This window comes from Pseudomonas sp. UBA6699 (assembly GCF_002454615.1).
Lineage (GTDB): Bacteria > Pseudomonadota > Gammaproteobacteria > Pseudomonadales > Pseudomonadaceae > Aquipseudomonas > Aquipseudomonas juntendi.
Genome location: NZ_DKJF01000077.1, coordinates 18728 through 43030 on the forward strand (window position 1 = coordinate 18728; position 24303 = coordinate 43030).

The window sequence follows — 24303 nt, forward strand, 5'->3', positions numbered from 1 at the left end:
CAGGAGCCACGCAGGCTTCAGAATCTTATTTGTGAAGTGAGGTGCGCGCCCGCTGCAGCAACGCCCGCGCCTTGTCGCCAAAACGTTGCAGGCGTGAGGCCCGCGCCGGCTTGCTTTCCACCAGGCCTTGCTGCTTGACCCAATCCCTCCAGCGCACCCGCTCGTCCGCCACTACCCAACCTTCCTGCCTGGCAAAGCTTTCGGCCAGGTACAGCCCGCGCGTGCTTGCAGGCACCAATTCGTCCTTCTTCAACGTGTACAGCTCTGCCAGCGGTTGGCCGTCCTGCAACGGCATCAGGTACAGGTCAGGGCGCTTGCGGTTGAGCCTCGCCACCAGTTGGTCGCCTTCCAAACGCTCGTCAACGTGGAACAAGCTGAGTTTCTTGGCGTCCCGCGGCACCTGCAAACGCATGTCATAGATCAGCTGCAACGACGCAGTGGGCAAGTGCACATAGGCCCGCGGCCGCTCTAGCAGGGGCAGCTGGCCACAGTGTACGGGCCGGGCGGCACCGGATTGCGGGGCCAGCACGAAGTGCGGGGTTTCGCGGTAGTGCAGGGCGGCAGCGTAGGGGACGGGTAGCCAGGTGTCGTTGAAGCGCCCGCCCAGCCAGCCTTCCGGGGTTTCCAGCAGGCATTCTTCGGCTACTTCCTGCACGGCAGTATGCAGGGGCAGGTTCAGCTCCTGCGCCGGCACGTAGCCGGAAATCAGTTTCAATACGACATCGCCCCGGTCTTGCCGGCGCTGGCGCACCAGCACCCAGTAATCGCGGTTCTGCCAATGCAGCGTCAGGCGCACCGATACGCCCAGGTTTGCCAGTTCGGCCACGAAGCGCTGCGGGTCGGGCAGTTCGATGGCTTTGCGCCGCTGTTGGGTCTGGGCGAAATTCAGCGGCATGCCGATGCTCTGGTAAATCAGCCCTTCGGCGCTCGCCTCGACGTGCAATGGCAGTGTCTTGAAGTTGCTCGGGTTCTTGCGGATCAGCGTTCGCGCCACGAGGCTCCTCCTTGCGTCGGGTCAGTTTCCAGGCCCCGGGGGCCGTGGGTAACTCAGTGCTGGCCCAGGATGCGGGCAACGGTGGCCACGTTATGGGCCAGGTGCAACGGGTTGATGGTGCCGACGATAGCACTGCTGACGCCCGGGTGGGCGAACAGCAGTTCGAAACTGGCCTTCACAGGGTCGACACCCGGCGCCAGGCAAAGGTGCCCGCTGGCCAGCGCCTTTTTCACCAGGATGGCCTTGCCGTGCTCGGCAGCGTAGTCCAGCACCGGCCGTTCTGCCTGCTCGCTGAGGTTGTAGGTGACCATGGCGCAATCGCCTTGTTCCAGGGCTTTCAGGCCGCCGGCGACGGTTTTGCCGGACAGGCCGTAGCCAAGGATCTTGCCCTCTTGTTTGAGCGCGGCCAGCGTCTGGTACACCTCTTGCTGCTCAAGAATGGCCAGGTCGTTGCCGTCGGAATGCACCAGCACCAGGTCGATGCGGTCGGTTTCCAGGCGGCGCAGGCTGCGCTCCACCGAGCGGCGGGTGTGGGCGGCGGTAAAGTCGAAATGTGACTGGCCACTGTCGAATTCTTCCCCGACCTTGCTCACGATCACCCACGCGTCGCGCTGGCCGCGCAGTAGCGGGCCCAGGCGTTCCTCGCTGCGGCCATAGGCGGGGGCGGTATCGATCAGGTTGATGCCCAGTTCGCGGGCCTGGGCCAGCAGCATGCGGGCTTCGTCGTCGCTGGGGATGGTGAACCCTTTGGGGTATTTCACGCCCTGATCGCGGCCCAGCTTGACCGTACCCAGGCCGAGTGGCGAAACCTGAAAGCCGGTGCTGCCCAGCGGGCGGTGCAAACCGTGCAGGGTGGGCAGGCTCATGGCAGCAGGCGCTCCCAGGCCGGCACACCCAGCACCGGCCGAGGCAGGTCGCCTAGCTCGGCATGCGCCTGTGGGCGGATCCCGTCGCGTTGCAGATGGCTGATGACGCGGTCGCTGAAGTCCGGTGCCAGCGCCAGTTTGGTTGGCCAGCCCACCAGCAGGCGGTGTTGCTCGGCGAGGAAGGCGTTGTCTGGGCGTACCAGGCCGGACTGTGCCGGTTCTGCGCGGTCGACCCGCAGTGTGGCCCAGTGCAGTTGGCTTTGGTCAATCCAGGGCAGCAGGCTGGCGATTTCCTTCTGAGCGGCGGCTATTTGTGCCGCAGGCTCGCGGGCGACGCCATCGGCTTCGGCCAGGTCGCCACCCAGGTACCAGACCCACTGGCCATCGGCCGCGGGGTGGGTGGTGATGGTGACCCTGGGCTTTGGCCCACTGCCCAGGCAGTGTGCGTACAGCGGTTTGAGGTTGGCGCCTTTGGCCAGCACCATGTGCAACGGGCGGGTTTGCATGGCCGGCTGCTGCAGCCCCACGGCATGCAGCAGGTCGGCGGTGCCGGCGCCGGCGCTGAGTACGATGCGTTGCGCACGGATGTCACGGCCGTCCACGCGCAGGCCGACCAGTTCTTCACCTTCGCGCAGCGGTTCGATGTGCTCGCCAGCCAGCAGGCTGTCACCTGCCAGTTCGGCCAGGTTGGCCAGCAGGCTGGGCACGTCGATGACCAGTTCAGCCAGGCGGTAGACCTTGCCTTTGAACGCGCGGTCTTGCAGGGCGGGTGGCAGTTGCTCGCCCTTTACCTGATCGACCCGGCCGCGCACGGCCTTGCTGGCAAAGAAGCTGGTGAGGTTGCCGGCCAGGGTGCCTGGCGACCACAGGTAGTGGGCATCGGACAGCAGGCGGGTGCCGGCAAGATCCAGCTCGCCGCTGCCGCTCAAGGCTTCGCGCCAGCGGCGCGGCATGTCGGCAATGGCTTCCGACGCGCCGGTCAGGGCACCGTGCAGGGCGTACTTGGTGCCGCCATGGATAATGCCCTGGGACTTGATAGTCTGCTCACCGCCAAGGCTGGCGCGCTCCACCAGCACTGTCGAATACCCCATGCGGCGCAGGCGTGCGTTGAGCCAGAGGCCTGCGACCCCGGCGCCGACGATCAGCACGTCAGTGGAAATGGCAGATGGCATGGCGGTACCTCGAAGACTGGGACAGCTGGCAAGTATACAGGGTATCCCCCAGCGGGCCCTACCGCCGGCAAACCCGGCCAGTGCTACCCCGTGGGCGCTGGCTTGCCTCGCGGGGCACAGCTCAATGCCCAGTGGTCTTGGAGAACAGCTGAATCACCACCACCCCGCCGACAATCATCGCCATCCCCAGCATCGCCGGCACATCCAGCTTCTGCCCGTAGATCACCAGCGCCGCCACACTGATCAGCACAATGCCCAGCCCCGACCAGATGGCATAGGCAATACCCACCGGAATGCTGCGCACGACCAGGGTGAGCATCCAGAACGCAAAGCCGTAGCCCACCACCATCAGCAGCAGCGGCAACGGCGTGCTCAAGCCTTTTACCGCTTTCATCGAAGCAGTGGCGATGACTTCGGCGCAGATGGCAATGGCGAGATAGGTGTAGGCATTCATGGTGGGATCCTCCGGTTCTGGCGGGCATTCTAGGCTCAACCTGGATGCGGTAAAGTCATTACCTATCAATTTTGGAGATAGGCCAATGGCCGAGCAGTGGAACCTCGAACAACTGCGAACTTTTGTGCGCGTTGCAGAATTGCGCTCTTTCTCTGCCGTGGCCCGTGAACAGCGCAAGGCCCAGTCGGCGATCAGCAGCGCGGTCGCCTTGCTGGAAACCGACCTGGGCGTCACCCTGTTCGAGCGCAGCAGTGGCCGGCAGCCGAAACTGACGCAAAACGGCAGCGCGCTGCTGGAAGATGCCCGTGAACTGCTGCGCCAGTGCGAACGCCTGGATGGCCGTGCGCTGGCGTTGATGCGCGGGCAGGAGGCCTTGCTGCGCGTGGCGCAGGACGAAGCCATGCCCTACCAGCCGGTGATTGACAGCCTCGATGAATTGGCCAGCCACTTTCCGCTGCTGGAGGTGCAACTGGCCAGCGGGGCCCAGGGTGATGTGGCGCGCAAACTGGTCGAGCGGCGCGCCGACCTGGGGCTGTTCTTTCACCACGAGAGCATCCCGGCAACCCTGGAGCGGCGCGCCCTGGGCAGCGTGGAAATGGTCACGGTCTGTGCGGTCGACCACCCGCTGGCGGGTCGTGGCCGGGTCACTCGCCAACAGCTGGCCCGCCATCGTCAATTGCTGATCACCCCGCAGCAAAGCGGTTACCCCGGCGGCGAGGCCATCAGCCCGCAGGTGTGGCGTGCCGACAGCTTCTACGTCCTGGCGGAGCTGTTGATGCGCGGCCTCGGCTGGGCCTGGTTGCCACGGCATGTCGTGCAGTACCCCACATACCAGACGCACATGGTGGAGCTGGACAGTGAGTGGCGCCCACCGGCGTTGGTGGCGGAACTGGCCTGGCGCCGTGATGAACCCCTGGGCCCTGCTGCGCAATGGTTGGCCGAGCGCTTTGCAGTGCACTTGCGCGCGATCGGGTAAACTCCGCTGCCATGAACAGAACCCTCTATACCTTGCTCTTTCACCTGGGCCTGCCGCTGGTCGCGCTGCGCCTGTACCTTCGTGCACGCAAGGCGCCGGCCTATGGCCAGCGTATCGCCGAGCGGTTTGCCTTCAGGCTGCCGGCCATGCGCCAGGGCGGTATCTGGGTGCACGCGGTGTCGGTCGGCGAAAGCATTGCCGCGGCGCCGATGGTGCGCGCCTTGCTCAAGGCCTACCCGCAACTGCCGATCACGCTCACCTGTATGACCCCTACCGGTTCCGAGCGCATTCGCGCCATGTTCGCCGACGAACCCCGTGTGCAGCACTGTTATCTGCCCTACGACCTGCCGTGGGCGGCGCGGCGCTTCCTCGACCATGTGCAGCCGAAACTGGGCATCATCATGGAAACCGAGCTGTGGCCCAACCATATTCATCAGTGCGCCAAGCGCGGTATTGCGGTGGCACTGGCCAATGCCCGCCTCTCTGCGCGCTCGGCCCGTGGCTATGGGCGCTTTGCCAGGCTGACGCGGCCGATGTTGGCGGAGATGAACCTGATTGCCGTGCAGACCGAAACCGAGGCGCAACGCTTTAGTGAACTGGGCGCCCGCCCGCACTGCGTGCAGGTGACCGGCTCGATCAAGTTCGACCTGAAGGTCGATGAGCAGCTGTTGCCACGGGCTCGGGGGTTGCGCGAGCAATGGGGCGCCACGCAGCGCCCGGTGTGGATTGCTGCCAGCACCCATGAGGGGGAGGATGCGCTGGTGCTGCAGGCGCATCAGCAGTTGTTGCAGGTGCATGGCGATGCCTTGCTGATCCTGGTGCCGCGCCACCCTGAGCGGTTCAATGCGGTGCATGCGCTTTGCAGCGAACGGTTCAGCACCATTCGCCGCTCCACTGGCGCGCCCGTCGACGCACAAACCCGGGTATTGCTGGGCGACACCATGGGCGAATTGCTGTTTCTGTATGCGCTGGCCGATATCGCCTTCGTGGGCGGCAGCCTTGTGCCGACCGGCGGGCACAACCCGCTGGAGCCGGCAGCACTGGCCTTGCCGGTGATCATGGGGCCGCACGTGTTCAACTTCCTCGAAATCAGCGCAATGCTGGTAGAGGCAGGGGCGTTGCAGCAGGTGGACGATGCCGACGGGCTGGCCGAGGCCGTGCGGCGGTTGGTCGAGTTACCGCAGGATGCCCAGCGCATGGGCGCGGCGGGCAGGGCGGTGATGCAGGCCAACCAAGGTGCATTGCAGCGTTTGCTTGATGGGCTGGCTGCGCTAATGCGCTGATATTCGCAGCGGCGCGATCCCTGTGGGAGCGGCCTTGTGTCGCGAAAGGGGGGCGCAGCGCCCCCGGGATTTTCGCACGACCGCAAGATTGTCGGGGCCGCTGTGCGGCCCTTTCGCGACACAAGGCCGCTCCTACACTGTCCGCGTGCTCCCTGAATTCAAGGGCGGCGCTCGAAGTTCTTGGCTGCAGCAGCCGCCAGATCCGGTGGCAAGAAGTCCTTGTCCGGGTTGTAGTCGGCCTTCAGGTACCGCCCCAGGTCCTGTAGATCCTGTGGGCTCAGGGTGCCTGCGGCCTGCTTGAGGCTCAGGTTGTCGAGAATATAGTCGTAGCGGCTGTTGTTGTAGTCGCGCACCGAGGTGTACAGCTGGCGCTGGGCATCGAGCACGTCGACGATGTTGCGGGTGCCGACCTGGTAGCCGATTTCAGTCGCTTCCAGCGCACTCTGGTTGGAGATGATCGACTGCTTGCGTGCCTGGACCTGTTCCACGTCGGTGTTCACCGCGCGGTGCAGGTTGCGGGTGTTCTCCACCACCTGGCGGCGCAGGCTCTCGCGCTGCTGTTCGCTCTGGCTCAGGCGCTGGTAAGCCTCGCGTACCTGCGAGCTGGTCAGGCCGCCGCTGTAGATCGGGATGTTCAGTTGCAGGCCGATACTGGTCTGCTCGACGTCGCCGCTGTAGCGAACGTTCTGTTGGGGAGCAGGGTTGGTAAAGCCGAGGCTGTCGTTGTCACCCTTCTGGTATTTGGCCACTGCATCCAGGGTGGGTGCATGGCCGGCCTTGCGCTGGCGCAGGGTTTCTTCGGCGGCAGACACCGCATAGTTGGTGGCCAGCAGGTTGAGGTTCTGGCGCCCGGCCGTTTCCACCCAGGCCTTGGCATCGTTCGGCGTAGGTACCTGCACTGGCAGGCTATGCACCACACCCTGGATCGAGCTGTACTCTCGGTTGGTCAGCGTTACCAACGCTTCGAAGGCATCCTGTACCTGGCGATCGGCGATGATCCGGTTGGCCCGGGCAGTGTCGTAGCCGGCCTGCGACTGCAGCACGTCGGTCTTGTCCGACAGGCCGACATCGAAGCGTTCGTTGGACTGGTCGAGCTGGCGCTTGAACGCGGCTTCCTCCGCCTTGGTCGCGGCCAGGTTGTCCTGGGCGCGCAGCACGGCAAAGTAGCTTTGGGCCGTTTGCAGGATGAGGTTCTGCTCAGTGGCCGACAGCTCCAGGGCGGCTTGTTCGTTGACCGCCTCGGCGGCCTGCAACTGGAACCAGCGGTCGGCGCGGAAAATGGGCTGCGCCAGGGTTGCACTCCAGGCGTTGCCGCTGCGGTTGGAGGTAATCGACGGCTCGTCCAGCTTGGTGCGGGTATTCATCATCTCGGCCCCGGCCGACAGGTTCGGCAGCAAGCCGGCGCGGGCCTGCGGTACCACCTCACGGCGTGCGCCGTAGTCGGCGCGTGCTGCTGCCAGGTCGGCGTTGTTGTCGACCGCTTCCTGGTACACGCTGACCAGGTCGGTCTTGACCGTCTGGGGCGCGTCCGCTGCCCAGGCCACTCCGTTGGACGCACAAGACACGGCTATTGCCAGTGAGAGTTTGCGCAGCATAAAGGCAATCCTTGTACGAAATTGAATTACTGAACCGTTGAGTATTTGGCGATGCGCCAGTTTAGTGCCATGTGCCCCCCGGCAACAATCGCCGGGCGCGCCTTTCATCATCTGCGCAGAAACCCGCTTGGCTTTGCCGACCACAGCAGTCTAGACTGCGCAGGTTCTTGTCGGGGTGCCTTGAAGCAAAGGCTGAGATCGCAGAGGTGCGGATCCCGTTGAACCTGATCAGGTTAGCGCCTGCGTAGGGAACAAGATTGCTCGCCTTCCCGGGGAGCCTCTTGTGCCAGGTCCGGGATTGTCACAGCTGCATGCAGCTTCAAGGCACCCCCATATCCGGCACTGCATCCACTAATGGATGCGTCCGCGCCATTCAGGTTCACCCCGACATTCCACTGCTAGGAAGCCGTCTGGAGAGCCTGTGATGACCCAACAAGAAAAAACGATCAACCTCAGCGAATCGGCGCAAGTCGATCAGCAGTCCGTGCAACCGTTCCCGCGTTCGCGCAAGGTCTATGTGCAGGGCTCGCGCCCGGATATCCGCGTACCCATGCGGGAAATCAGCCTGGCCGATACGCCGACCGATTTCGGTGGCGAGTCCAATGCCCCGGTACTGGTCTACGACACCTCCGGCCCCTACACCGATCCCAGTGTGATCATCGACGTGCGCAAAGGCTTGGCCGACGTGCGGTCGGCCTGGATCGACGCGCGTGGCGACACCGAGCGCCTGGCCGGGCTGAGCTCCGACTTCGGCCAGCAGCGCCTGAACGACGCCGAGCTGGCCAAGCTGCGTTTTGCCCACGTGCGCAACCCGCGCCGGGCCAAGGCCGGCGCCAATGTTTCGCAAATGCACTATGCCCGCCAGGGCATCGTTACCGCCGAGATGGAATACGTGGCCATCCGCGAGAACATGAAGCTGCAGGAGGCGCGCGCCGCCGGCCTGCTCGACGCGCAACATGCCGGGCATAGCTTCGGTGCCAACATTCCGAAAGAGATCACCCCCGAATTCGTGCGCCAGGAAATTGCCCGTGGCCGTGCGATCATCCCGGCCAACATCAACCACCCGGAGCTGGAGCCGATGATCATCGGCCGTAATTTCCTGGTGAAGATCAACGGCAATATCGGTAACAGCGCCCTGGGCTCGTCCATCGAGGAAGAGGTGGCCAAGCTGACCTGGGGCATCCGCTGGGGGTCGGACACGGTCATGGACCTGTCCACCGGCAAGCACATCCATGAGACCCGCGAGTGGATCATCCGCAACTCGCCGGTGCCGATTGGTACCGTGCCGATCTACCAGGCCCTGGAAAAGGTCAACGGGGTGGCCGAGGACCTGACCTGGGAGCTGTTCCGCGACACCCTGATCGAGCAGGCCGAGCAGGGTGTGGACTACTTCACCATCCATGCCGGGGTGTTGCTGCGCTACGTGCCGCTGACCGCCAAGCGGGTCACGGGCATCGTCAGCCGTGGCGGCTCGATCATGGCCAAGTGGTGCCTGGCCCATCACAAGGAAAACTTCCTCTACACCCACTTCGACGAAATCTGCGAAATCATGAAGGCCTACGACGTCAGCTTCTCGCTGGGCGATGGCCTGCGCCCCGGCTCGATCGCCGACGCCAACGACGCTGCGCAGTTCGGTGAGCTGGAAACCCTTGGCGAGCTGACCAAGATTGCCTGGAAGCATGACGTGCAGTGCATGATCGAAGGCCCTGGCCACGTGCCGATGCAGTTGATCAAGGAGAACATGGACAAGCAGCTGGAATGCTGCGACGAGGCGCCGTTCTATACCCTCGGCCCACTGACCACCGATATCGCCCCGGGTTATGACCACATCACCTCGGGCATTGGTGCGGCAATGATCGGCTGGTTCGGCTGCGCCATGCTCTGCTACGTGACGCCCAAGGAGCACCTGGGCCTGCCGAACAAGGATGACGTCAAGACCGGCATCATCACCTACAAGATCGCCGCGCATGCTGCCGACCTTGCCAAAGGCCACCCCGGCGCACAAATCCGCGACAACGCCCTGTCCAAGGCGCGCTTCGAGTTCCGCTGGGAAGACCAGTTCAACCTCGGCCTCGACCCTGACACTGCCCGCGCCTACCACGACGAGACGCTGCCCAAGGAGTCGGCCAAGGTCGCGCACTTCTGCTCGATGTGCGGGCCGAAGTTCTGCTCGATGAAGATCACCCAGGAAGTGCGGGAGTACGCCGCCAAGATCGACACCGTGGACGTCACGGTCGAGCAAGGCATGCGTGAGCAGGCCGAGCGGTTCCGCCAGGAAGGCAGCCAGCTGTACCACAAGGTCTGAGAACGCTGGGGCCGGCTCCCGCAGTAACCGCACCAGGCTCAAGGCCAGGGCGTTTTTTGTGGGAGCGGCCTTGCGTCGCGATACGAGGACGAAGTCCTCGCCAGGAACACCAACAACATTGCCGGCGAGCGCCCACCATGACATCACCCAGCCCGTTCTCCCCCGACCACCCGGTCCCCACCCACCAGCGCATCTTCGGCGCGCGTGACCTGTTCTCCCTCTGGTTTTCCCTGGGCATCGGCCTGATGGTGCTGCAAGTCGGCGCCATGCTCGCGCCGGGCCTGGGCCTTGCTGGCGCCGTACTGGCCATTGCCCTGGGCACCGGCGTGGGCGTGCTGTTGCTGGGCGCCGCCGGGGTCATCGGCAGTGACACCGGGCTGTCGGCCATGGGCACCCTGAAGCTCAGCCTGGGCAGCCATGGCACGCGCTTGCCGGCGGTGCTCAATTTGCTGCAACTGGTGGGCTGGGGGGCGTTCGAGATCATCGTCATGCGCGATGCCGCCAGCCTGCTGGGCGCACGTGCGTTCGGTGAGCACAGTGCCTGGAACAGCCCGATGCTGTGGACCCTGTGCTTTGGTGCCCTGGCGACCTTGCTGGCGGTGAGCGGGCCACTGGCGTTCGTGCGCAAGGTGTTGCGCGCCTGGGGTATCTGGTTGCTGCTGGGGGCCTGCGTCTGGCTGACCTGGAACTTGTTCGCCAAGGCCGACCTGGCTGAGTTGTGGGGGCGCGCCGGGGATGGCTCGATGTCGCTGGCAGTAGGCTTCGACATCGTCATTGCCATGCCGCTGTCGTGGCTGCCGCTGATCGCCGACTATTCACGTTTCGCCCGCAATGGCAGGCACGTGTTCGGCGGTACCGTGCTGGGCTACTTCATCGGCAATACCTGGCTGATGAGCCTGGGCGTGGCCTACACCCTGGCCTTCGCCGCCAGTGGCGAAGTCAATGCGTTGTTGCTGGCCTTGGCTGGCGCCGGCATGGGGGTTCCGTTGCTGCTGATTCTGCTCGACGAGTCGGAAAAGGCATTCGCCGACATCCACTCGGCGGCGGTCTCCACCGGGGTGCTGCTGCCGTTGAAGGTGGAGCACCTGGCACTGGCCATCGGCGTGCTGTGCACCCTGATCGCCTTGCTGGCGCCATTGGCTCAGTACGAGAACTTCCTGTTGCTGATCGGTTCGGTGTTTGCGCCGCTGTTCGGCGTAGTGCTGGTGGACCACTATGTCGTGCGTCGCCGTGGCCTGCCGGTACAGGTCAAGGGTTTGCACTGGCAGGCGCTACTGGCCTGGTTCGTAGGGGTGGCGGCCTACCACCTGATTGCCGCCAATGCACCCGAGCTGGGCGCCACCCTGCCAGCATTGCTGCTGGCAGGTGTGCTGCACGGGCTGTTGAGCCTCAGCCGCGGCCGGGGAACAGTTCCGGCTTGAGCACGCCATTGAGGCGCGGGTAGGGGATCTTCAGTTCCACGTGGCCCATGGAATAGGGCGCGATGGCATAGACCTCGTACTTGACCACCAGTGCGCCGTACGTCAGGGCGATGTGCGGCGACTTCTTGAACGGCCAGGTCTTGACGAACTCGGCGTCCTTGTCCATGCCCACGCTCATCAGCCAGGCGCGGTGCGACTCTTCGACGGTTTTCCAGAACGTCTCTTCCTGGCCAGGCAGCAGCATGTCCTGCAGGGTCAGCACCTTGTCCAGCTTGCGGGAGTAGTTGATGAAACCACGCCCAGGCATGCCGTGTGCGCCACCGCTGTCCAGGTAGCTGGACAGTTCGATGATCACCAGGCCGTCATGCTGCTCGCGTACCTTGGCTTGCAGGTAGCTGCTGTTACGTTTGTCGGCACTGGCCAGGTATTGCTGTTCATAGGCCTGCAGGGTGGCCGGCGCGGTGCCATGCTGATTGTCTTCGGTCAGTTGCAGCAAGCGCTTTTCGACGATGCCGTCAAGCTTGGGCAGGGCCGGGAAGTGCACCATGTCGATGTTCACCAGCGGGCAATCGCTTTCGCTGCAACCGGGTTTTACATGCTCCCAGGCGTCGCGTTTGACCTCTAGCGGGGTCCGGTAGTTGGGCGTGAACAGGCTCTGGCAGGCGCCCAGAGCGAGTGCCAGCACGGCCACGGAAGTCAGTTTGACAATGGTCATGATGATCCTTGCAAAAACAGGGAAAAGTCGGCCTTTGACCGTCTGCGCGGCCTTCGGTTCGCCACTAAGCTAACAGAGTGCGCACGTGCTGTCCCGACTGTGCGAATGGTTGCTGGAAAGGGGTGAAACGCGCTGGCGTGCGGAGTAGGATGGCGCGATGCTGTGATTGAGGTAGCGAGGATTTCCATGTCAGACACGTTGAACTCAGTGCCCAGGGCGGTCGAGATCGTCAAGCGGGAAAACTGCTTCCAGGGCTTCTACAAGCTCGACAAAGTGCACTTGCGCCACGAGCTGTTTGCGGGCGGCATGGGGCGCGAGATCAGCCGTGAACTGTTCGTGCGTCACGATGCGGTGTGTGTACTACCCTACGACCCGCTGCGCGATGAAGTGGTGCTGATCGAACAGTTCCGCGTCGGTGCAATGGGCAAGGCCGAAAACCCCTGGCTGATCGAAATGGTCGCCGGGCTGATCGACAAGGACGAGCAACCCGAGGAAGTCGCCCACCGCGAAGCCGAAGAAGAAGCGGGCCTGACTTTCAGTGCCCTGTGGCCGATGACCCGCTACTTCCCGTCGCCAGGCGGCAGCGATGAATACGTGCACTTGTTCCTTGGCCACTGCAGCAGCGAAGGGGCAGGCGGGCTGCATGGCCTGGAGGCCGAGGGTGAAGACATTCGCGTGCGGGTCTGGTCGTTCGAAGATGCCTTGCAGGCCGTGCGCGATGGGCGCATCTGCAACGCGGCGACCATCATCGGCTTGCAATGGCTGGCGCTGAACCGTGACGAAGTACGAGGTATGTGGAAGTGAACCTGCTGCGCGAGCGCTATCGAGTCGACCTGGCCGGGCTGCAGGCTGCCTGTGAGGCCAACTATGCCCGGCTGATGCGCTTGCTGCCGGACATGCGTACCACCCAGAGCTCGCGCCGCATCGGTATGACCCAGGGCGACCAGATGCTTGGCGTGCTGGTGCTCGACGTGGTGCTGGCCTGCCCGTACACCACCACCCTGCATATACGTCAGGAGCACAGCTTGCCGTGGCTGCCGGTGCCGCACCTGGAGGTGCAGGTGTATCACGATGCGCGCATGGCCGAAGTGATCAGCGCCGAACATGCCCGGCGCCTGCGCAGCATCTACCCTTACCCGAACGAGGCCATGCACCAGCCAGACGAAAAGGCCCAGCTCAACCTGTTCCTCGGTGAATGGCTGAGTCACTGCCTGGCCTGTGGCCACGAACTGGCAAGCGTTCGCTGACATGCATGCAGACCACCCGCGCCCAGTACATGTGGTGCAACTGACCGACGCCCATCTTTTCGCCGACCCGGCCGGCAGCATGCTGGGCCTCAAGACCCGTGAAAGTTTGGGCCATGTGGTAGCCCAGGTGCGGCGCGAGCAGCCGCTTGTCGACTTGCTGTTGTGCACGGGCGATTTGTCCCAGGATGCCAGCGTTGCTTCTTATGAAGCTTTTCGTGAGCTGACTGCGCCGTTTGGCGTACCAAGCCGTTGGCTGCCGGGCAACCATGATGAGGCCCGGATCATGGCCGAAGTGGCGCCGGAGTTGGTACAGGCGGTGACCGATATCGGCGCCTGGCGTATTGTGATGCTCAACACGGCGGTGCACGGCGCCACACATGGCTTGCTGGGGGATGACCAGCTGGCAGTGCTGGAGGCCGCGCTGAAAGGGGCGGGCGGGCGCCATTGCCTGGTGTGTTTCCACCATCAACCGGTAGACATCGGCTGCGCCTGGATCGCCCCGATCGGCTTGCGCAATGCCCAGGCGCTGTTTGACATCATTGGAGGTTACCCACAGGTGCGGGCATTGCTGTGGGGGCACGTTCATCAGGAGTGGGATGAAGTGCGCGATGGTCGGCGCCTGCTGGCTACGCCTTCGACCTGCATTCAGTTCGCGGCCCGCAGCGAGGACTTCAATGTGAGCGAAGAGCAGCCTGGGTACCGCTGGCTGCGCCTGCATGCCGACGGGCGGCTGGAGACCGGGGTGGAGCGGGCGTGGGACTTTGAAGTGAAGCTCGACTTCGATAGCCCAGGTTATTGAGCGGGTTGCGCGTTCAACTGTAGGAGCGGCCTTGTGTCGCGAAAGGGCCGCAAAGCGGCCCCGACAATGTCTGCGGCGAAGCTGAAATTCTGGGGGGCGCTTCGCACCCCCCTTCGCGACACAAGGCCGCTCCTACAGGGTGCCCTGTTGCAGCGGGCTATGGTGAAGAAATTGTTGCGAAACCCGTGACGCTGCGTCAAAACCCGGCGAACGCGCTACACTGCGCGTCCCTGCGCCCGCATCATCAGGCGCGAAGCCACAGATTCCGGGGGCAGCATGTCGGGTTCCATCCTCTATATCCATGGCTTCAACAGCTCGCCGCTTTCCACCAAGGCGCGCCAGCTCGAAGCGGTCATGCAGCGGCTCGGCCTGGCCGACCAACTGCGGGTGCCCGCCTTGCACCATCACCCACGCCAGGCCATCGCCCAGCTTGAGGCAGCCATCGCCGAACTGGGCGCGCCATTACTGGTGGGCAGTTCGCTCGGCGGCTACTATGCCACCTGTCTGGCGGAGCGCCATGGCCTCAAGGCCTTGCTGGTCAACCCGGCGGTTACCCCGCACAAGCACTTTGACGGCTACCTGGGTACCCAGCGCAACCACTACACCGATGAAACCTGGGAGCTGACCCTGGACCACGTGCAGGCCCTGGCCGAGCTGGAAGTGCCAGCGCCGGTCGATGCCAGCCGCTATCAGGTGTGGCTGCAAACCGCCGACGAAACCCTGGATTACCGCCATGCCGAACGTTATTACCGTGCTTGTGCCCTGCGCATCCAGGCCGGTGGTGACCACAGTTTCCAGGGCTTTGCCGAGCGCCTGCCGGCCCTGCTGGCGTTTGCCGGTATTGCGCGTGGGCAGTATGCAGCGCTCGATTTTTCTGTATTTTGACTTTTTTGCACTCACCAGACTGACGACGAGACCCTATGGCCAATCCCAGCGCTAGCGCCTATAACGCAGACGCCATCGAAGTCCTCTCGGGCCTTGACCCGGTCCGCAAGCGGCCGGGCATGTACACCGACACCAGCCGCCCCAACCACCTGGCCCAGGAAGTGATCGACAACAGTGTCGACGAAGCCCTGGCCGGTCACGCCCGCTCCGTGCAGGTCATTCTGCATGCCGACCACTCGCTGGAAGTCAGCGACGACGGCCGTGGCATGCCGGTGGACATTCACCCCGAAGAGGGCGTGTCCGGGGTCGAGCTGATCCTGACCAAGCTGCACGCCGGCGGCAAGTTCTCCAACAAGAACTACCAGTTCTCCGGTGGCTTGCACGGCGTTGGCATCTCGGTGGTCAACGCCCTGTCGACCCAGGTGCGCGTGCGTGTCAAACGCGACGGCAACGAGTACCAGATGACCTTCGCCGACGGCTTCAAGGCCAGCGAGCTGGAAGTTGTGGGTTCGGTCGGCAAGCGCAACACCGGCACCAGCGTGTATTTCAGCCCCGACCCCAAGTATTTCGATTCGCCGAAATTCTCCATCAGCCGTCTCAAGCACGTGCTCAAGGCCAAGGCCGTGCTGTGCCCAGGCCTGCTGGTCAGCTTCGAGGACAAGGCCAGCGGCGAGAAGGTCGAATGGCACTACGAGGATGGCCTGCGTTCCTACCTGGTCGATTCGGTCAACGAGTTCCAGCGCCTGCCCGATGAGCCGTTCTGCGGTAGCCTGGCCGGTAACAAGGAAGCGGTGGACTGGGCCTTGCTGTGGCTGCCCGAAGGCGGCGACAGCATCCAGGAAAGCTACGTCAACCTGATCCCTACCGCCCAGGGTGGTACCCACGTCAATGGCCTGCGCCAGGGCCTGCTGGATGCCATGCGCGAGTTCTGCGAATTCCGCAACCTGCTGCCGCGCGGGGTCAAGCTGGCACCGGAAGACGTTTGGGAGCGCATCACTTTCGTCCTCTCGATGAAGATGCAGGACCCGCAGTTCTCCGGGCAGACCAAAGAGCGGCTGTCTTCACGCGAGGCGGCGGCATTCGTCTCTGGCGTGGTCAAGGATGCCTTCAGCCTGTGGCTCAACGCCCACCCTGAACTGGGCATGCAACTGGCGGAGCTGGCCATCAGCAATGCCGGCCGCCGCCTCAAGGCCAGCAAGAAGGTCGAGCGCAAGCGCATCACTCAGGGCCCGGCATTGCCCGGCAAGCTGGCCGACTGCGCCGGTCAGGACCCGATGCGTGCCGAGCTGTTCCTGGTCGAGGGTGACTCGGCCGGTGGCTCGGCCAAGCAGGCCCGGGACAAGGAATTCCAGGCCATCCTGCCGCTGCGCGGCAAGATCCTCAACACCTGGGAAGTGGACGGCGGCGAAGTCCTGGCCAGCCAGGAAGTGCACAACATTGCCGTGGCCATCGGCGTCGACCCCGGTGTCACCGACCTGGCGCAACTGCGCTATGGCAAAATCTGCATCCTCGCCGACGCCGACTCCGACGGCCTGCACATTGCCACGCTGTTGTGCGCGCTGTTCGTGCAGCACTTCCGTGCACTGGTCGAGGCCGGGCACGTGTATGTGGCCATGCCGCCGCTGTACCGCATCGACCTGGGCAAGGAAATCTACTATGCCCTCGACGAAGCCGAGCGTGACGGCATTCTCGACCGCCTGGTGGCCGAGAAGAAGCGCGGCAAACCCCAAGTCACCCGCTTCAAGGGTTTGGGCGAAATGAACCCGCCACAACTGCGTGAAACCACCATGGACCCGAATACCCGGCGCCTGGTGCAACTGACCCTGGATGACGTGCAGGCGACTTGCGAGCTGATGGACAAGCTGCTGGCCAAGAAGCGCGCCGGTGACCGCAAGAACTGGCTGGAAACCAAAGGTAACCTCGCCGAGGTCATGGTTTGATTCGTCTGCTTCTGGCGGCCTGGCTGGCGCTGGTTGCGCTGCCGGGCCTGGCGGGCGACTGGCCAGAGCTGAAGATGACTGCCGAGCACCCGATAGACGGTATGCGCGGTGGCAACCTGTCTGGCCTGGCGTTCTGCCGGGGGGCGTTGTGGGGTGTGTCCGACCGCGACGATGACCGCATCTACCGCTTCGACCAGCAGAGCGCTACCTGGCGCGCGCAGGCGCTTGTCTTCACTGCGCCGCCGGTGCCGGAAAGCGGCCTGCCGTGGGGCCTGAAGTCACGCAACTGGGCGGCGTCGTACATTCGCGGCGGGGCGCTGGACTTTGAAGGCATCACCTGCGACCAGGCAAACAACCTGTACCTGGTCAGCGAGGCAAACGCTGCGGTGCTGCAACTGCCGCCCGAAGGTGAGCCCGACTGGCTCAAGATCGACCCGGCCATGGTCCGTCAGGCGCGGGCCAGTGGCATGCTGCTGAACTTCAATGCGCTGTTCGAAGGGCTGGCAATCAACCCGGCGGGTGACCGCCTGTGGCTGGCGGCCGAGCGCGAGCGCCGTGGCCTGGTGGCCATCGAACGGCAGCAGTCGGTATGGACCTGCGGGCGCGGTTGCGTGCTGCTGAGCGAGGCTGGGGTCGAGATGCAGCCGCCGCAAATGCCAGAGGCCCGGGCCCTGTCGCGCGACTTTTCCGACCTCGCCTGGTTCGAGGGCAAGCTGTTCACCCTTGAGCGCAACGCCTACCGGATATGCCGGCGGGACGCTGACAGCGGCGAGGTCGAGCGCTGCTGGTCGTTCGCCGCCGAGGCGCTGGAGCCGATGCGCCGCTACGATCAGCCGTTCGGCCTGGCCGAGGCGCTGGTGATCGACGGCAAAGGCGCCTGGGTTGGGTTGGACAACAACAACGCTGACCGTGCCGACGGCGAGCGGCGCCCGATCGTGTGGCGCTTCGAGGCACCTCAGGGCGGCTGGGGCGCCAAACCGTGAGCCAGGCACCGGGCAAGCGCGCAGGGCGGGTGCTGATGGTGCTTGCCTGGGCGGCTGCGCTGTTTCTGGCCACGCGCTTTTTCGGCCAGTGGGAAGACAGCCAACGTAACCCCAACCGCCAGGTGCAGTCGGAGCACGGCCAAGGTTTCATCGAGGTGCGCCTGCTGAGTAATGGCCAGGGGCATTTCGTGGTGGATGGCGCGATCAATGGCCAGGTGGTGCATTTCATGCTCGACACCGGGGCCACCGACGTCGCGATCCCCGAAGGGCTGGCCCGTGACCTGAACCTGGCGCGTGGCAGCCCGGTGCTGCTGAGTACCGCCAATGGCCGCACCGAGGGCTACCGCACGCGGCTGGCCAGCCTGCAACTGGGCGACATCCACCTGCAGAACGTACGCGCCATTGTCGTGCCGGGCCTGGATGGCCCCACCGTGCTACTGGGCATGAGTGCCCTGCAACAACTTGAATTTACCCAGCGCGGTGGCACCATGCTGCTGCGCCAGAACCTGAAATGACGAGGCCCGCATGAGCGACTCACTGGAACTCAGCCTGGACGGCGTAGAACGCCGCTCACTGGCTGACTTCACCGAACAGGCCTACCTCAACTACTCCATGTACGTGATCATGGACCGCGCCCTGCCGCATATCGGCGATGGCCTCAAGCCAGTGCAGCGGCGCATTGTCTACGCCATGAGCGAGTTGGGGCTCGATGCCGATGCCAAGCACAAGAAGTCGGCGCGTACCGTCGGTGACGTGCTCGGCAAGTTCCACCCCCATGGCGACTCGGCCTGCTATGAAGCCATGGTGCTGATGGCGCAGCCGTTCAGCTACCGCTACACACTGGTCGATGGCCAGGGCAACTGGGGTGCGCCGGACGATCCGAAGTCGTTCGCGGCGATGCGCTACACCGAGGCGCGGTTGTCCCGCTATGCCGAAGTGCTGCTCAGCGAAGTCGGCCAGGGCACCGTCGACTGGGTGCCCAACTTCGACGGCACCTTGCAGGAGCCCGCCGTGTTGCCGGCACGCCTGCCCAACATTCTGCTCAACGGCACCACCGGTATCGCCGTGGGCATGGCCACCGATGTGCCGCCGCACAACCTGCGTGAAGTGGCCAGCGCATGCGTGCGCCTGCTCGACGAGCCCAAGGCCACCATCGAGCAGTTGTGCGAGCATATTCAAGGGCCGGACTACCCGACCGAGGCCGAAATCGTCACGCCGCGGGCCGAAATCCTCAAGATGTACGAAAGTGGCCGTGGCTCGATCCGCATGCGCGCCGTGTACCGCGTCGAGGACGGCGACATCGTTGTAACCGCGTTGCCACACCAGGTGTCGGGGGCCAAGGTGCTGGAGCAGATCGCGGCGCAGATGCAGGCCAAGAAGCTGCCGATGGTGGCCGACCTGCGCGACGAATCGGATCACGAGAACCCTTGCCGCATCGTCATCATCCCGCGGTCCAACCGTGTGGATGCCGACGAGCTGATGCAGCACCTGTTCGCCACCACCGACCTGGAAAGCAGCTACCGGGTCAACGTCAATATCATCGGCCTCGACGGCCGGCCGCAGCTGAAGAACCTGCGCACGATTCTGGTGGAATGGCTGGAGTTCCGCACCCATACCGTTCGTCGCCGCCTGCAGCACCGCCTGGACAAGGTCGAGAAGCGCCTGCACTTGCTGGACGGTTTGCTCACCGCGTTCCTCAACCTGGATGAAGTGATCCACATCATCCGCACCGAGGACCACCCCAAACAGGCGCTGATCGCGCGCTTCGGCCTGACCGAAATCCAGGCCGACTACATCCTCGAGACCCGCCTGCGGCAGTTGGCGCGTTTGGAGGAGATGAAGATCCGCGGCGAGCAGGACGAACTGCTGAAAGAGCAAGCCAAATTGCAGGCGCTGCTGGGCAGCGAGGCCAAACTGCGCAAGCTGGTGCGCAGCGAGCTGATCAAGGATGCCGAAACCTATGGCGACGACCGCCGCTCGCCAATCGTCGAGCGCGCCGAAGCCAAGGCGCTGTCGGAAAACGAGCTGATGCCGACCGAGCCGGTCACCGTGGTGCTGTCGGAAAAAGGCTGGATACGCTGTGCCAAGGGCCACGACATCGACGCGACCGGCTTGTCGTACAAGGCAGGCGACGGCTTCAAGGCCGCTGCTGCTGGCCGCTCCAACCAGTTTGCCGTGCTGATCGACTCGACCGGGCGCAGCTACTCGCTGGCCGCCCACAGCCTGCCTTCGGCGCGTGGCCAGGGTGAGCCGCTGACGGGGCGCCTGACGCCTCCGCCTGGGGCCACCTTCGATTGCGTGCTGCTGCCAGAGGACGATGCGCTGTACGTGGTCGCGTCCGACGCCGGCTACGGCTTCGTCGTCAAGGGTGAAGACCTGCAGGCCAAGAACAAGGCCGGCAAGGGTTTGCTCAGCCTGCCCAACGGCGCCAAGGTCATGACGCCGCGGCCGGTGGCCAACCGTGAGCAGGACTGGCTGGCGGCGGTGACCACCGAAGGCCGCCTGCTGGTGTTCAAGGTCAGCGACTTGCCACAGCTGGGTAAAGGCAAGGGCAACAAGATCATCGGTGTACCCGGCGACCGGGTCGCCAGCCGCGAAGAGTTCGTCACCGACCTGGCCGTGGTCGCCGACGGGGCGACCCTTGTATTGCAGGCCGGCAAGCGTACCCTGTCTCTGAAGCCCGACGACCTGGAACACTACAAGGGCGAGCGTGGCCGGCGCGGCAGCAAGCTGCCGCGTGGGTTCCAGCGCGTCGATAGCTTGCAGGTGGAAGTGCCGGCGTAACCGGTGGAAATGTCTGGAACGGCAATTACAGCGCCGTTCCGGGCAGAAACACTGGAGTCGGACGGTTATTTCGCGGATGATATGGCCCTTGCGGCGCCGGCGTGGTCGTGTGCCCGTTTGAATTTATATGTATCACTGCGGTGTGCCTGTAGGCAGCCGCCTGGATGGGATGATGAAATTTCTGCGCCTTCCACTTGCGCTGTTGATGACTGGCCTGCTGGGGCTGGGCGGGTGCACCATGCACCAGCCTGTTGCCTTGTACCAGCTCGACAGTGGTGATCCTGGCCAGCCGTCGCAGAGTGCGGGCATGGCCGTTGTACTCGGGCCGGTATCGGTGGCCGATTACCTGCAGCGCGAGACGTTCCTGCAGCGCCAGGCCGATGGCAGCCTGAGCGCGGCGACCGACGGTCGTTGGGCGGGTAGCCTGTCGTCGGACATCGACCAGTTGCTGGTGCGCCAGCTGGCCTGGCGCCTGGACAGCCAGCGAGTGGTACTGGCCCCGGCAACGGCCGGTTTCACGCCGGATGTACAGGTGCTGCTGTCGATTACCCGCCTGGACTCGGGCAAGGACCAACCGGCCATCCTCGACGCCCAGTGGCGCCTGCTGGACCGCCGTGGCCGCGTACGTGACAACCGTATCGTGCACCTCGAACAGCCACATGAGGGCAGCGAGTCGTCGCAGGTACAGGCCCAGGGCCAATTGCTGCAGAAGCTGGCCGAGCAGCTGAGCACGGCGGTGAAGCCGCTGGCCAACCAGCCGGCAATCGCTGAAGAAACGCCGAAAAAGCCGGCTGCACCGGTGCAGGTGAAGAAGGCGCCGGAAAAGTCCAGGATCCCGATGGCCTCGCCGATCCGCACCGATATGGAAGTCTATCGGTTCTGACCTAACCGCCAGGTGTAAAAAAAGCCCGCGATGCTGCGGGCTTTTTCATGTCTGCGTCAAACCATTGCGAAGCTGGGCCCGGGCCCTGTAGGCGCGGCCTGGCGTTGCGAAGGGGCTGCGCGGCAGCCCCAGTGCCCAGCGCAGCCTGTCAGGCCCGACGCTCGTGCATGCGCGCCAGTTGCCGTTCCAGCATCGAAGGGTACGGTTCCAGCAGGCGCTCCACGCAGCAGGCGCCCTCAGGGCTGGCAATCGGGCGAATGCGTGCGCGCTGGCGAATCAGTGCGTCATCGCTGATCTGCCGCTCCACCAGCAACAGGTTGCGGCTGTGCTGCGACAACGCCAGGGCATCCTGGGCTTTTTCGGCGATCAACACGTCTACCAGCTCCAGCCCGTGCAGATCGTTGCCCAATACCAGGCCCAGCTGCAATTGCAAGGTGATGCCGCTGTCGGCCACTTCGATCTGCAGGGCATGGCCCAGGGCGCGCAACAGCTCGCCGCAGCAGATTGCGTTAGTCAGGTAGTCCTCACCACATACGCGGCTGTGGAACAGCACCAGGGTGCTGCCATCGTTGAGTGTGTGCGTTTCGCCGTCGTACAGCGATGCCGCATGCTCCAGGCAGTCACGGTAACGCTCGGTCAGTTCGGTCAGGCGGGTACGCGGCAGACGGCGCAGTTGCTCCTGGGAGCCCAGCTGCACCGCGAGGATGGCGCTGAAGTGCGGTTCGTCGGACTCGTCTACCACTGCGGTTCTTGGTGCAGTGTCGTCGTCGAGCAGGCCGGCGAACGCTTCGTCATCTTCCTCGTCTGGCACTGCGGCGACCTTGGCGCGCGGCGCGGCCTTGGGTGCCGGGCTGACGTGCTGCGGGTCGTCGAATGGTTCATCGTCGTCTTCCTCAGGCTCTGGCTCCGGCTCTGGTGGCGGCGGTGGCGCCAGGCGCGCATGCAGCTGGCGGGCGATGTCGCCGATTTCATCCTGGCGGTCGGTGGCCGGGGTGTAGTACTGCGGGTCGCGCAGCCATACCCGCAACTGCAGCAATGGCAGGGTGATGTAGCGGCCCTGGCGCAAGCTGAGGGCCAAAGCCAGCGCCAGCAGGATGGCCGCCAGAATGCCCATGCTTTGCAGGCTGATCAGCATGGGTTGCTGGAATTGGCTCATGTCCAGGCTGATGCGCAGCTGCCCGGCAGCCACGTCCTGGAAGCTGATCTTGGTCTGGTACACGCCTTCGGCCTCGCCCAGCAGGCTATTGCGCGGGCGTTGCCCGGCTTCGGCGAGGATGCGGTTGTCCACGCTGTAGATGGCCGCGTGGGCCACCAGCGGGTTTTTCACCAGGTTGCCCAGCAGCACGTTGAGGCTGAGGATATCGTTGGCTACCAGCAGTTCGGTCGCCGAAGTGGCCGTTTGCGTGGTCAGGCTCTGGCCGAGGGCGTCGGCCTGCTCGTGCATGGCCTGCTTGAACTGCAGGCCCATCACACAGGCATAGATCACCAGTGCCAGCGCCACCAGGAAGATGTTGGTGCAGGCGATGCGCAGTGCCAGCGGCACGCGACGTTGACTCAGGGCACGATAGATCATCAGGAAGAAGTTGTCTGGTTTGACGGGCGTGGGCCGGTTCACAGAGCTCGGCTCTTAATGGCAAGAAAGTGGGGGGAGTATAGCGAGCCGGGTTTTGTCGGCAAAGTATCGTTGGCGCCCGATGGTCATGGAAAGTCGGTAGAATGCGCATTTTTCATCGAAGTCGGAGCCAGGTTGTGCGCGAAATCGTCCTGATCAACATCACCGGTGAGGACCGTCCCGGTCTCACTGCGGCAATCACCGGCGTCCTGCTGCAGGGCGGTGTGAGTATCCTCGACATCGGCCTGGCGGTCATGCACGGCACCCTGTCGTTCGGCATCCTGGTCGATATCCCTGACAACGAAGTGGCAACTGCCCTGCTGCAGGGTGTGCAAGCCAAGGCCCACGAGCTGAACCTGCAGGCCCGTTATACGCCGATTTCCGAGGCGGACTACCAGCACTGGGCCGACGGCCATGGTGAGGCGCGCCATGTGGTGACCCTGCTCAGCCGCAAGATCACCCCCGAGCAACTGCAGCGGGTCAGTGCGGTGATCAGCCAGTACGGCCTGACGATCGAACGCATCGAGCGGCTGTCGGCCCGGGTGGCGCTGGACGCCGACACCGACAAGGGCAAGGCGGCGGTCGAGATATCCGTGCGTGGGGTGCCGAGCGATGCCAAGGCCCTGCGTGCCGATTTCTTCGCCCTGGCGCAGGCGCTGAGCGTCGACATTGCCTTCCAGAAAGACGACCTGTTCCGCCGCAACCGCCGCCTGGCGGTATTCGACATGGATTCGACGCTGATCGAGGCCGAAGTCATCGACGAGCTGGCCAAGGCGGCTGGCGTGGGTGAGCAGGTGGCGGCGATCACCGAACGCGCCATGCGTGGCGAGCTGGACTTCCGCGCCAGTTTCAAGGAGCGCATGGCGCTGCTCAAGGGCCTGGATGTGGGCGTGCTGGACGAAATCGGCGCCTCGCTGCGCCTGACCGAAGGCGCGGAAAATCTGTTCGCCGAGCTCAAGCGCCTGGGTTACAAGACGGCCATCCTGTCCGGTGGGTTTACCTATTTTGCCCGCCAGGTGCAGGCGCGCCTGGGTATCGACTATGTGTTCGCCAACGAGCTGGAAGTGGTGGATGGCAAGGTGACTGGTGTGGCGGTCGAGCCGATCGTCGATGCCCAGCGCAAGGCCGAACTGCTGCAGAAACTGGCCAGCGATGAGGGCTTGCAACTGGAACAGACCATTGCCGTGGGCGATGGCGCCAACGACCTGCCAATGCTGGCACTGGCCGGCCTGGGCGTGGCATTCCGCGCCAAGCCGCTGGTGCGCCAGTCGGCCAAGCAGGCGATTTCTACCCTGGGCCTGGATGGCGTGTTGTACCTGTTGGGCTTGCGCGACCGCGACGCGCGCGGCTGATCGGGAAATCTGGGGCTGCTTTGCAGCCCTTCGCGGG

Annotated in this window: 21 protein-coding genes and 1 riboswitch; of the genes, 14 read left to right on the forward strand and 7 right to left on the reverse strand. The window is 64.3% G+C overall.

The window, feature by feature from the left end:
• Positions 1-25 precede the first annotated feature (25 nt).
• From B3361_RS14625 to B3361_RS14640, 4 genes are all read right to left on the reverse strand, one after another.
• The gene (locus B3361_RS14625; RefSeq protein WP_054904857.1) at positions 26-994 is read right to left on the reverse strand and encodes a hypothetical protein; all 969 of its coding nucleotides are present in this window, start codon (positions 992-994) and stop codon (positions 26-28) included.
• A gap of 53 nt (positions 995-1047) precedes the next feature.
• Positions 1048-1860 carry an aldo/keto reductase gene (locus tag B3361_RS14630; protein ID WP_054904856.1) on the reverse strand — a complete coding sequence of 271 codons (813 nt, stop codon included), beginning with the start codon at positions 1858-1860 and terminating at the stop codon, positions 1048-1050.
• Entirely contained in the window at positions 1857-3032 is a 1176-nt protein-coding gene (locus tag B3361_RS14635; RefSeq protein ID WP_054904855.1) for an NAD(P)/FAD-dependent oxidoreductase, read from the reverse strand. Before B3361_RS14635 ends, B3361_RS14630 begins: the two co-directional genes overlap by 4 nt.
• Before the next feature lie 121 nt (positions 3033-3153).
• The gene (locus B3361_RS14640) at positions 3154-3486 is read right to left on the reverse strand and encodes a DMT family transporter (protein WP_054904854.1); all 333 of its coding nucleotides are present in this window, start codon (positions 3484-3486) and stop codon (positions 3154-3156) included.
• Positions 3487-3571: 85 nt separating this feature from the next.
• Here B3361_RS14640 and B3361_RS14645 point away from each other — a divergent pair, with 85 nt between their 5' ends.
• The gene (locus tag B3361_RS14645) at positions 3572-4462 is read left to right on the forward strand and encodes a LysR family transcriptional regulator (protein ID WP_054904853.1); all 891 of its coding nucleotides are present in this window, start codon (positions 3572-3574) and stop codon (positions 4460-4462) included.
• An 11-nt stretch (positions 4463-4473) separates the two neighbouring features.
• The gene (waaA, locus tag B3361_RS14650) at positions 4474-5745 is read left to right on the forward strand and encodes a lipid IV(A) 3-deoxy-D-manno-octulosonic acid transferase (protein WP_054904852.1); all 1272 of its coding nucleotides are present in this window, start codon (positions 4474-4476) and stop codon (positions 5743-5745) included.
• 158 nt (positions 5746-5903) lie between these two features.
• Here waaA and B3361_RS14655 read toward each other — a convergent pair whose 3' ends face one another.
• Positions 5904-7340 carry a TolC family outer membrane protein gene (locus B3361_RS14655; RefSeq protein ID WP_054904851.1) on the reverse strand — a complete coding sequence of 479 codons (1437 nt, stop codon included), beginning with the start codon at positions 7338-7340 and terminating at the stop codon, positions 5904-5906.
• Positions 7341-7501: 161 nt separating this feature from the next.
• Positions 7502-7608: riboswitch (TPP riboswitch) on the forward strand.
• A 156-nt stretch (positions 7609-7764) separates the two neighbouring features.
• On the opposite strand from B3361_RS14655, the gene thiC reads away from it, so the two are divergent.
• Both thiC and cytX read left to right on the forward strand, forming a co-directional pair.
• Entirely contained in the window at positions 7765-9645 is a 1881-nt protein-coding gene (thiC, locus tag B3361_RS14660; protein ID WP_054904850.1) for a phosphomethylpyrimidine synthase ThiC, read from the forward strand.
• A gap of 137 nt (positions 9646-9782) precedes the next feature.
• Positions 9783-11066 (forward strand): putative hydroxymethylpyrimidine transporter CytX, encoded by a 1284-nt coding sequence (gene cytX / locus B3361_RS14665; protein ID WP_047150057.1) that lies wholly within the window; start codon positions 9783-9785, stop codon positions 11064-11066.
• On the opposite strand, the gene B3361_RS14670 is transcribed toward cytX, so the two are convergent.
• Positions 11035-11781 (reverse strand): RsiV family protein, encoded by a 747-nt coding sequence (locus B3361_RS14670; protein WP_009681333.1) that lies wholly within the window; start codon positions 11779-11781, stop codon positions 11035-11037. The genes cytX and B3361_RS14670 overlap by 32 nt on opposite strands.
• A 186-nt stretch (positions 11782-11967) precedes the next feature.
• On the opposite strand from B3361_RS14670, the gene B3361_RS14675 reads away from it, so the two are divergent.
• The 9 genes from B3361_RS14675 (at position 11968) to B3361_RS14715 (ending at position 21302) form a co-directional block, all read left to right on the forward strand.
• Complete coding sequence (locus tag B3361_RS14675) at positions 11968-12585, forward strand: NUDIX domain-containing protein (RefSeq protein WP_009681332.1); 618 nt, start codon at positions 11968-11970, stop codon at positions 12583-12585.
• Positions 12576-13028, forward strand: coding sequence for a DUF1249 domain-containing protein (locus B3361_RS14680; protein ID WP_009681331.1), 453 nt, complete (start codon positions 12576-12578; stop codon positions 13026-13028). The genes B3361_RS14675 and B3361_RS14680 overlap by 10 nt, the downstream gene beginning before the upstream one ends.
• Position 13029: 1 nt before the next feature.
• Positions 13030-13827 (forward strand): 3',5'-cyclic-AMP phosphodiesterase, encoded by a 798-nt coding sequence (cpdA, locus tag B3361_RS14685; protein WP_054904848.1) that lies wholly within the window; start codon positions 13030-13032, stop codon positions 13825-13827.
• Positions 13828-14103: 276 nt separating this feature from the next.
• Entirely contained in the window at positions 14104-14712 is a 609-nt protein-coding gene (locus B3361_RS14690; RefSeq protein WP_054904847.1) for a YqiA/YcfP family alpha/beta fold hydrolase, read from the forward strand.
• Positions 14713-14747: 35 nt separating this feature from the next.
• On the forward strand, positions 14748-16652 hold the full coding sequence (parE, locus tag B3361_RS14695; RefSeq protein ID WP_154211059.1) for a DNA topoisomerase IV subunit B: 1905 nt from the start codon (positions 14748-14750) through the stop codon (positions 16650-16652).
• A complete protein-coding gene (locus B3361_RS14700) occupies positions 16649-17635 on the forward strand; it encodes an esterase-like activity of phytase family protein (RefSeq protein WP_054904845.1) in 987 nt (328 codons plus the stop codon). Before parE ends, B3361_RS14700 begins: the two co-directional genes overlap by 4 nt.
• Positions 17632-18150, forward strand: a complete 519-nt coding sequence (locus B3361_RS14705; protein ID WP_009681325.1) for a retropepsin-like aspartic protease family protein — start codon at positions 17632-17634, stop codon at positions 18148-18150. Before B3361_RS14700 ends, B3361_RS14705 begins: the two co-directional genes overlap by 4 nt.
• 10 nt (positions 18151-18160) lie before the next feature.
• Positions 18161-20419: a DNA topoisomerase IV subunit A gene (gene parC, locus B3361_RS14710; RefSeq protein WP_054904844.1), complete on the forward strand. Its 2259-nt coding sequence runs from the start codon at positions 18161-18163 to the stop codon at positions 20417-20419.
• A 172-nt stretch (positions 20420-20591) separates the two neighbouring features.
• Positions 20592-21302 (forward strand): PqiC family protein, encoded by a 711-nt coding sequence (locus tag B3361_RS14715; protein WP_009681322.1) that lies wholly within the window; start codon positions 20592-20594, stop codon positions 21300-21302.
• Between the two features lie 148 nt (positions 21303-21450).
• Here B3361_RS14715 and B3361_RS14720 read toward each other — a convergent pair whose 3' ends face one another.
• Positions 21451-22917, reverse strand: coding sequence for an AhpA/YtjB family protein (locus B3361_RS14720; RefSeq protein WP_054904843.1), 1467 nt, complete (start codon positions 22915-22917; stop codon positions 21451-21453).
• A 134-nt stretch (positions 22918-23051) separates the two neighbouring features.
• On the opposite strand from B3361_RS14720, the gene serB reads away from it, so the two are divergent.
• Positions 23052-24266 carry a phosphoserine phosphatase SerB gene (gene serB, locus B3361_RS14725; RefSeq protein WP_178126165.1) on the forward strand — a complete coding sequence of 405 codons (1215 nt, stop codon included), beginning with the start codon at positions 23052-23054 and terminating at the stop codon, positions 24264-24266.
• Positions 24267-24303: the final 37 nt, after the last annotated feature.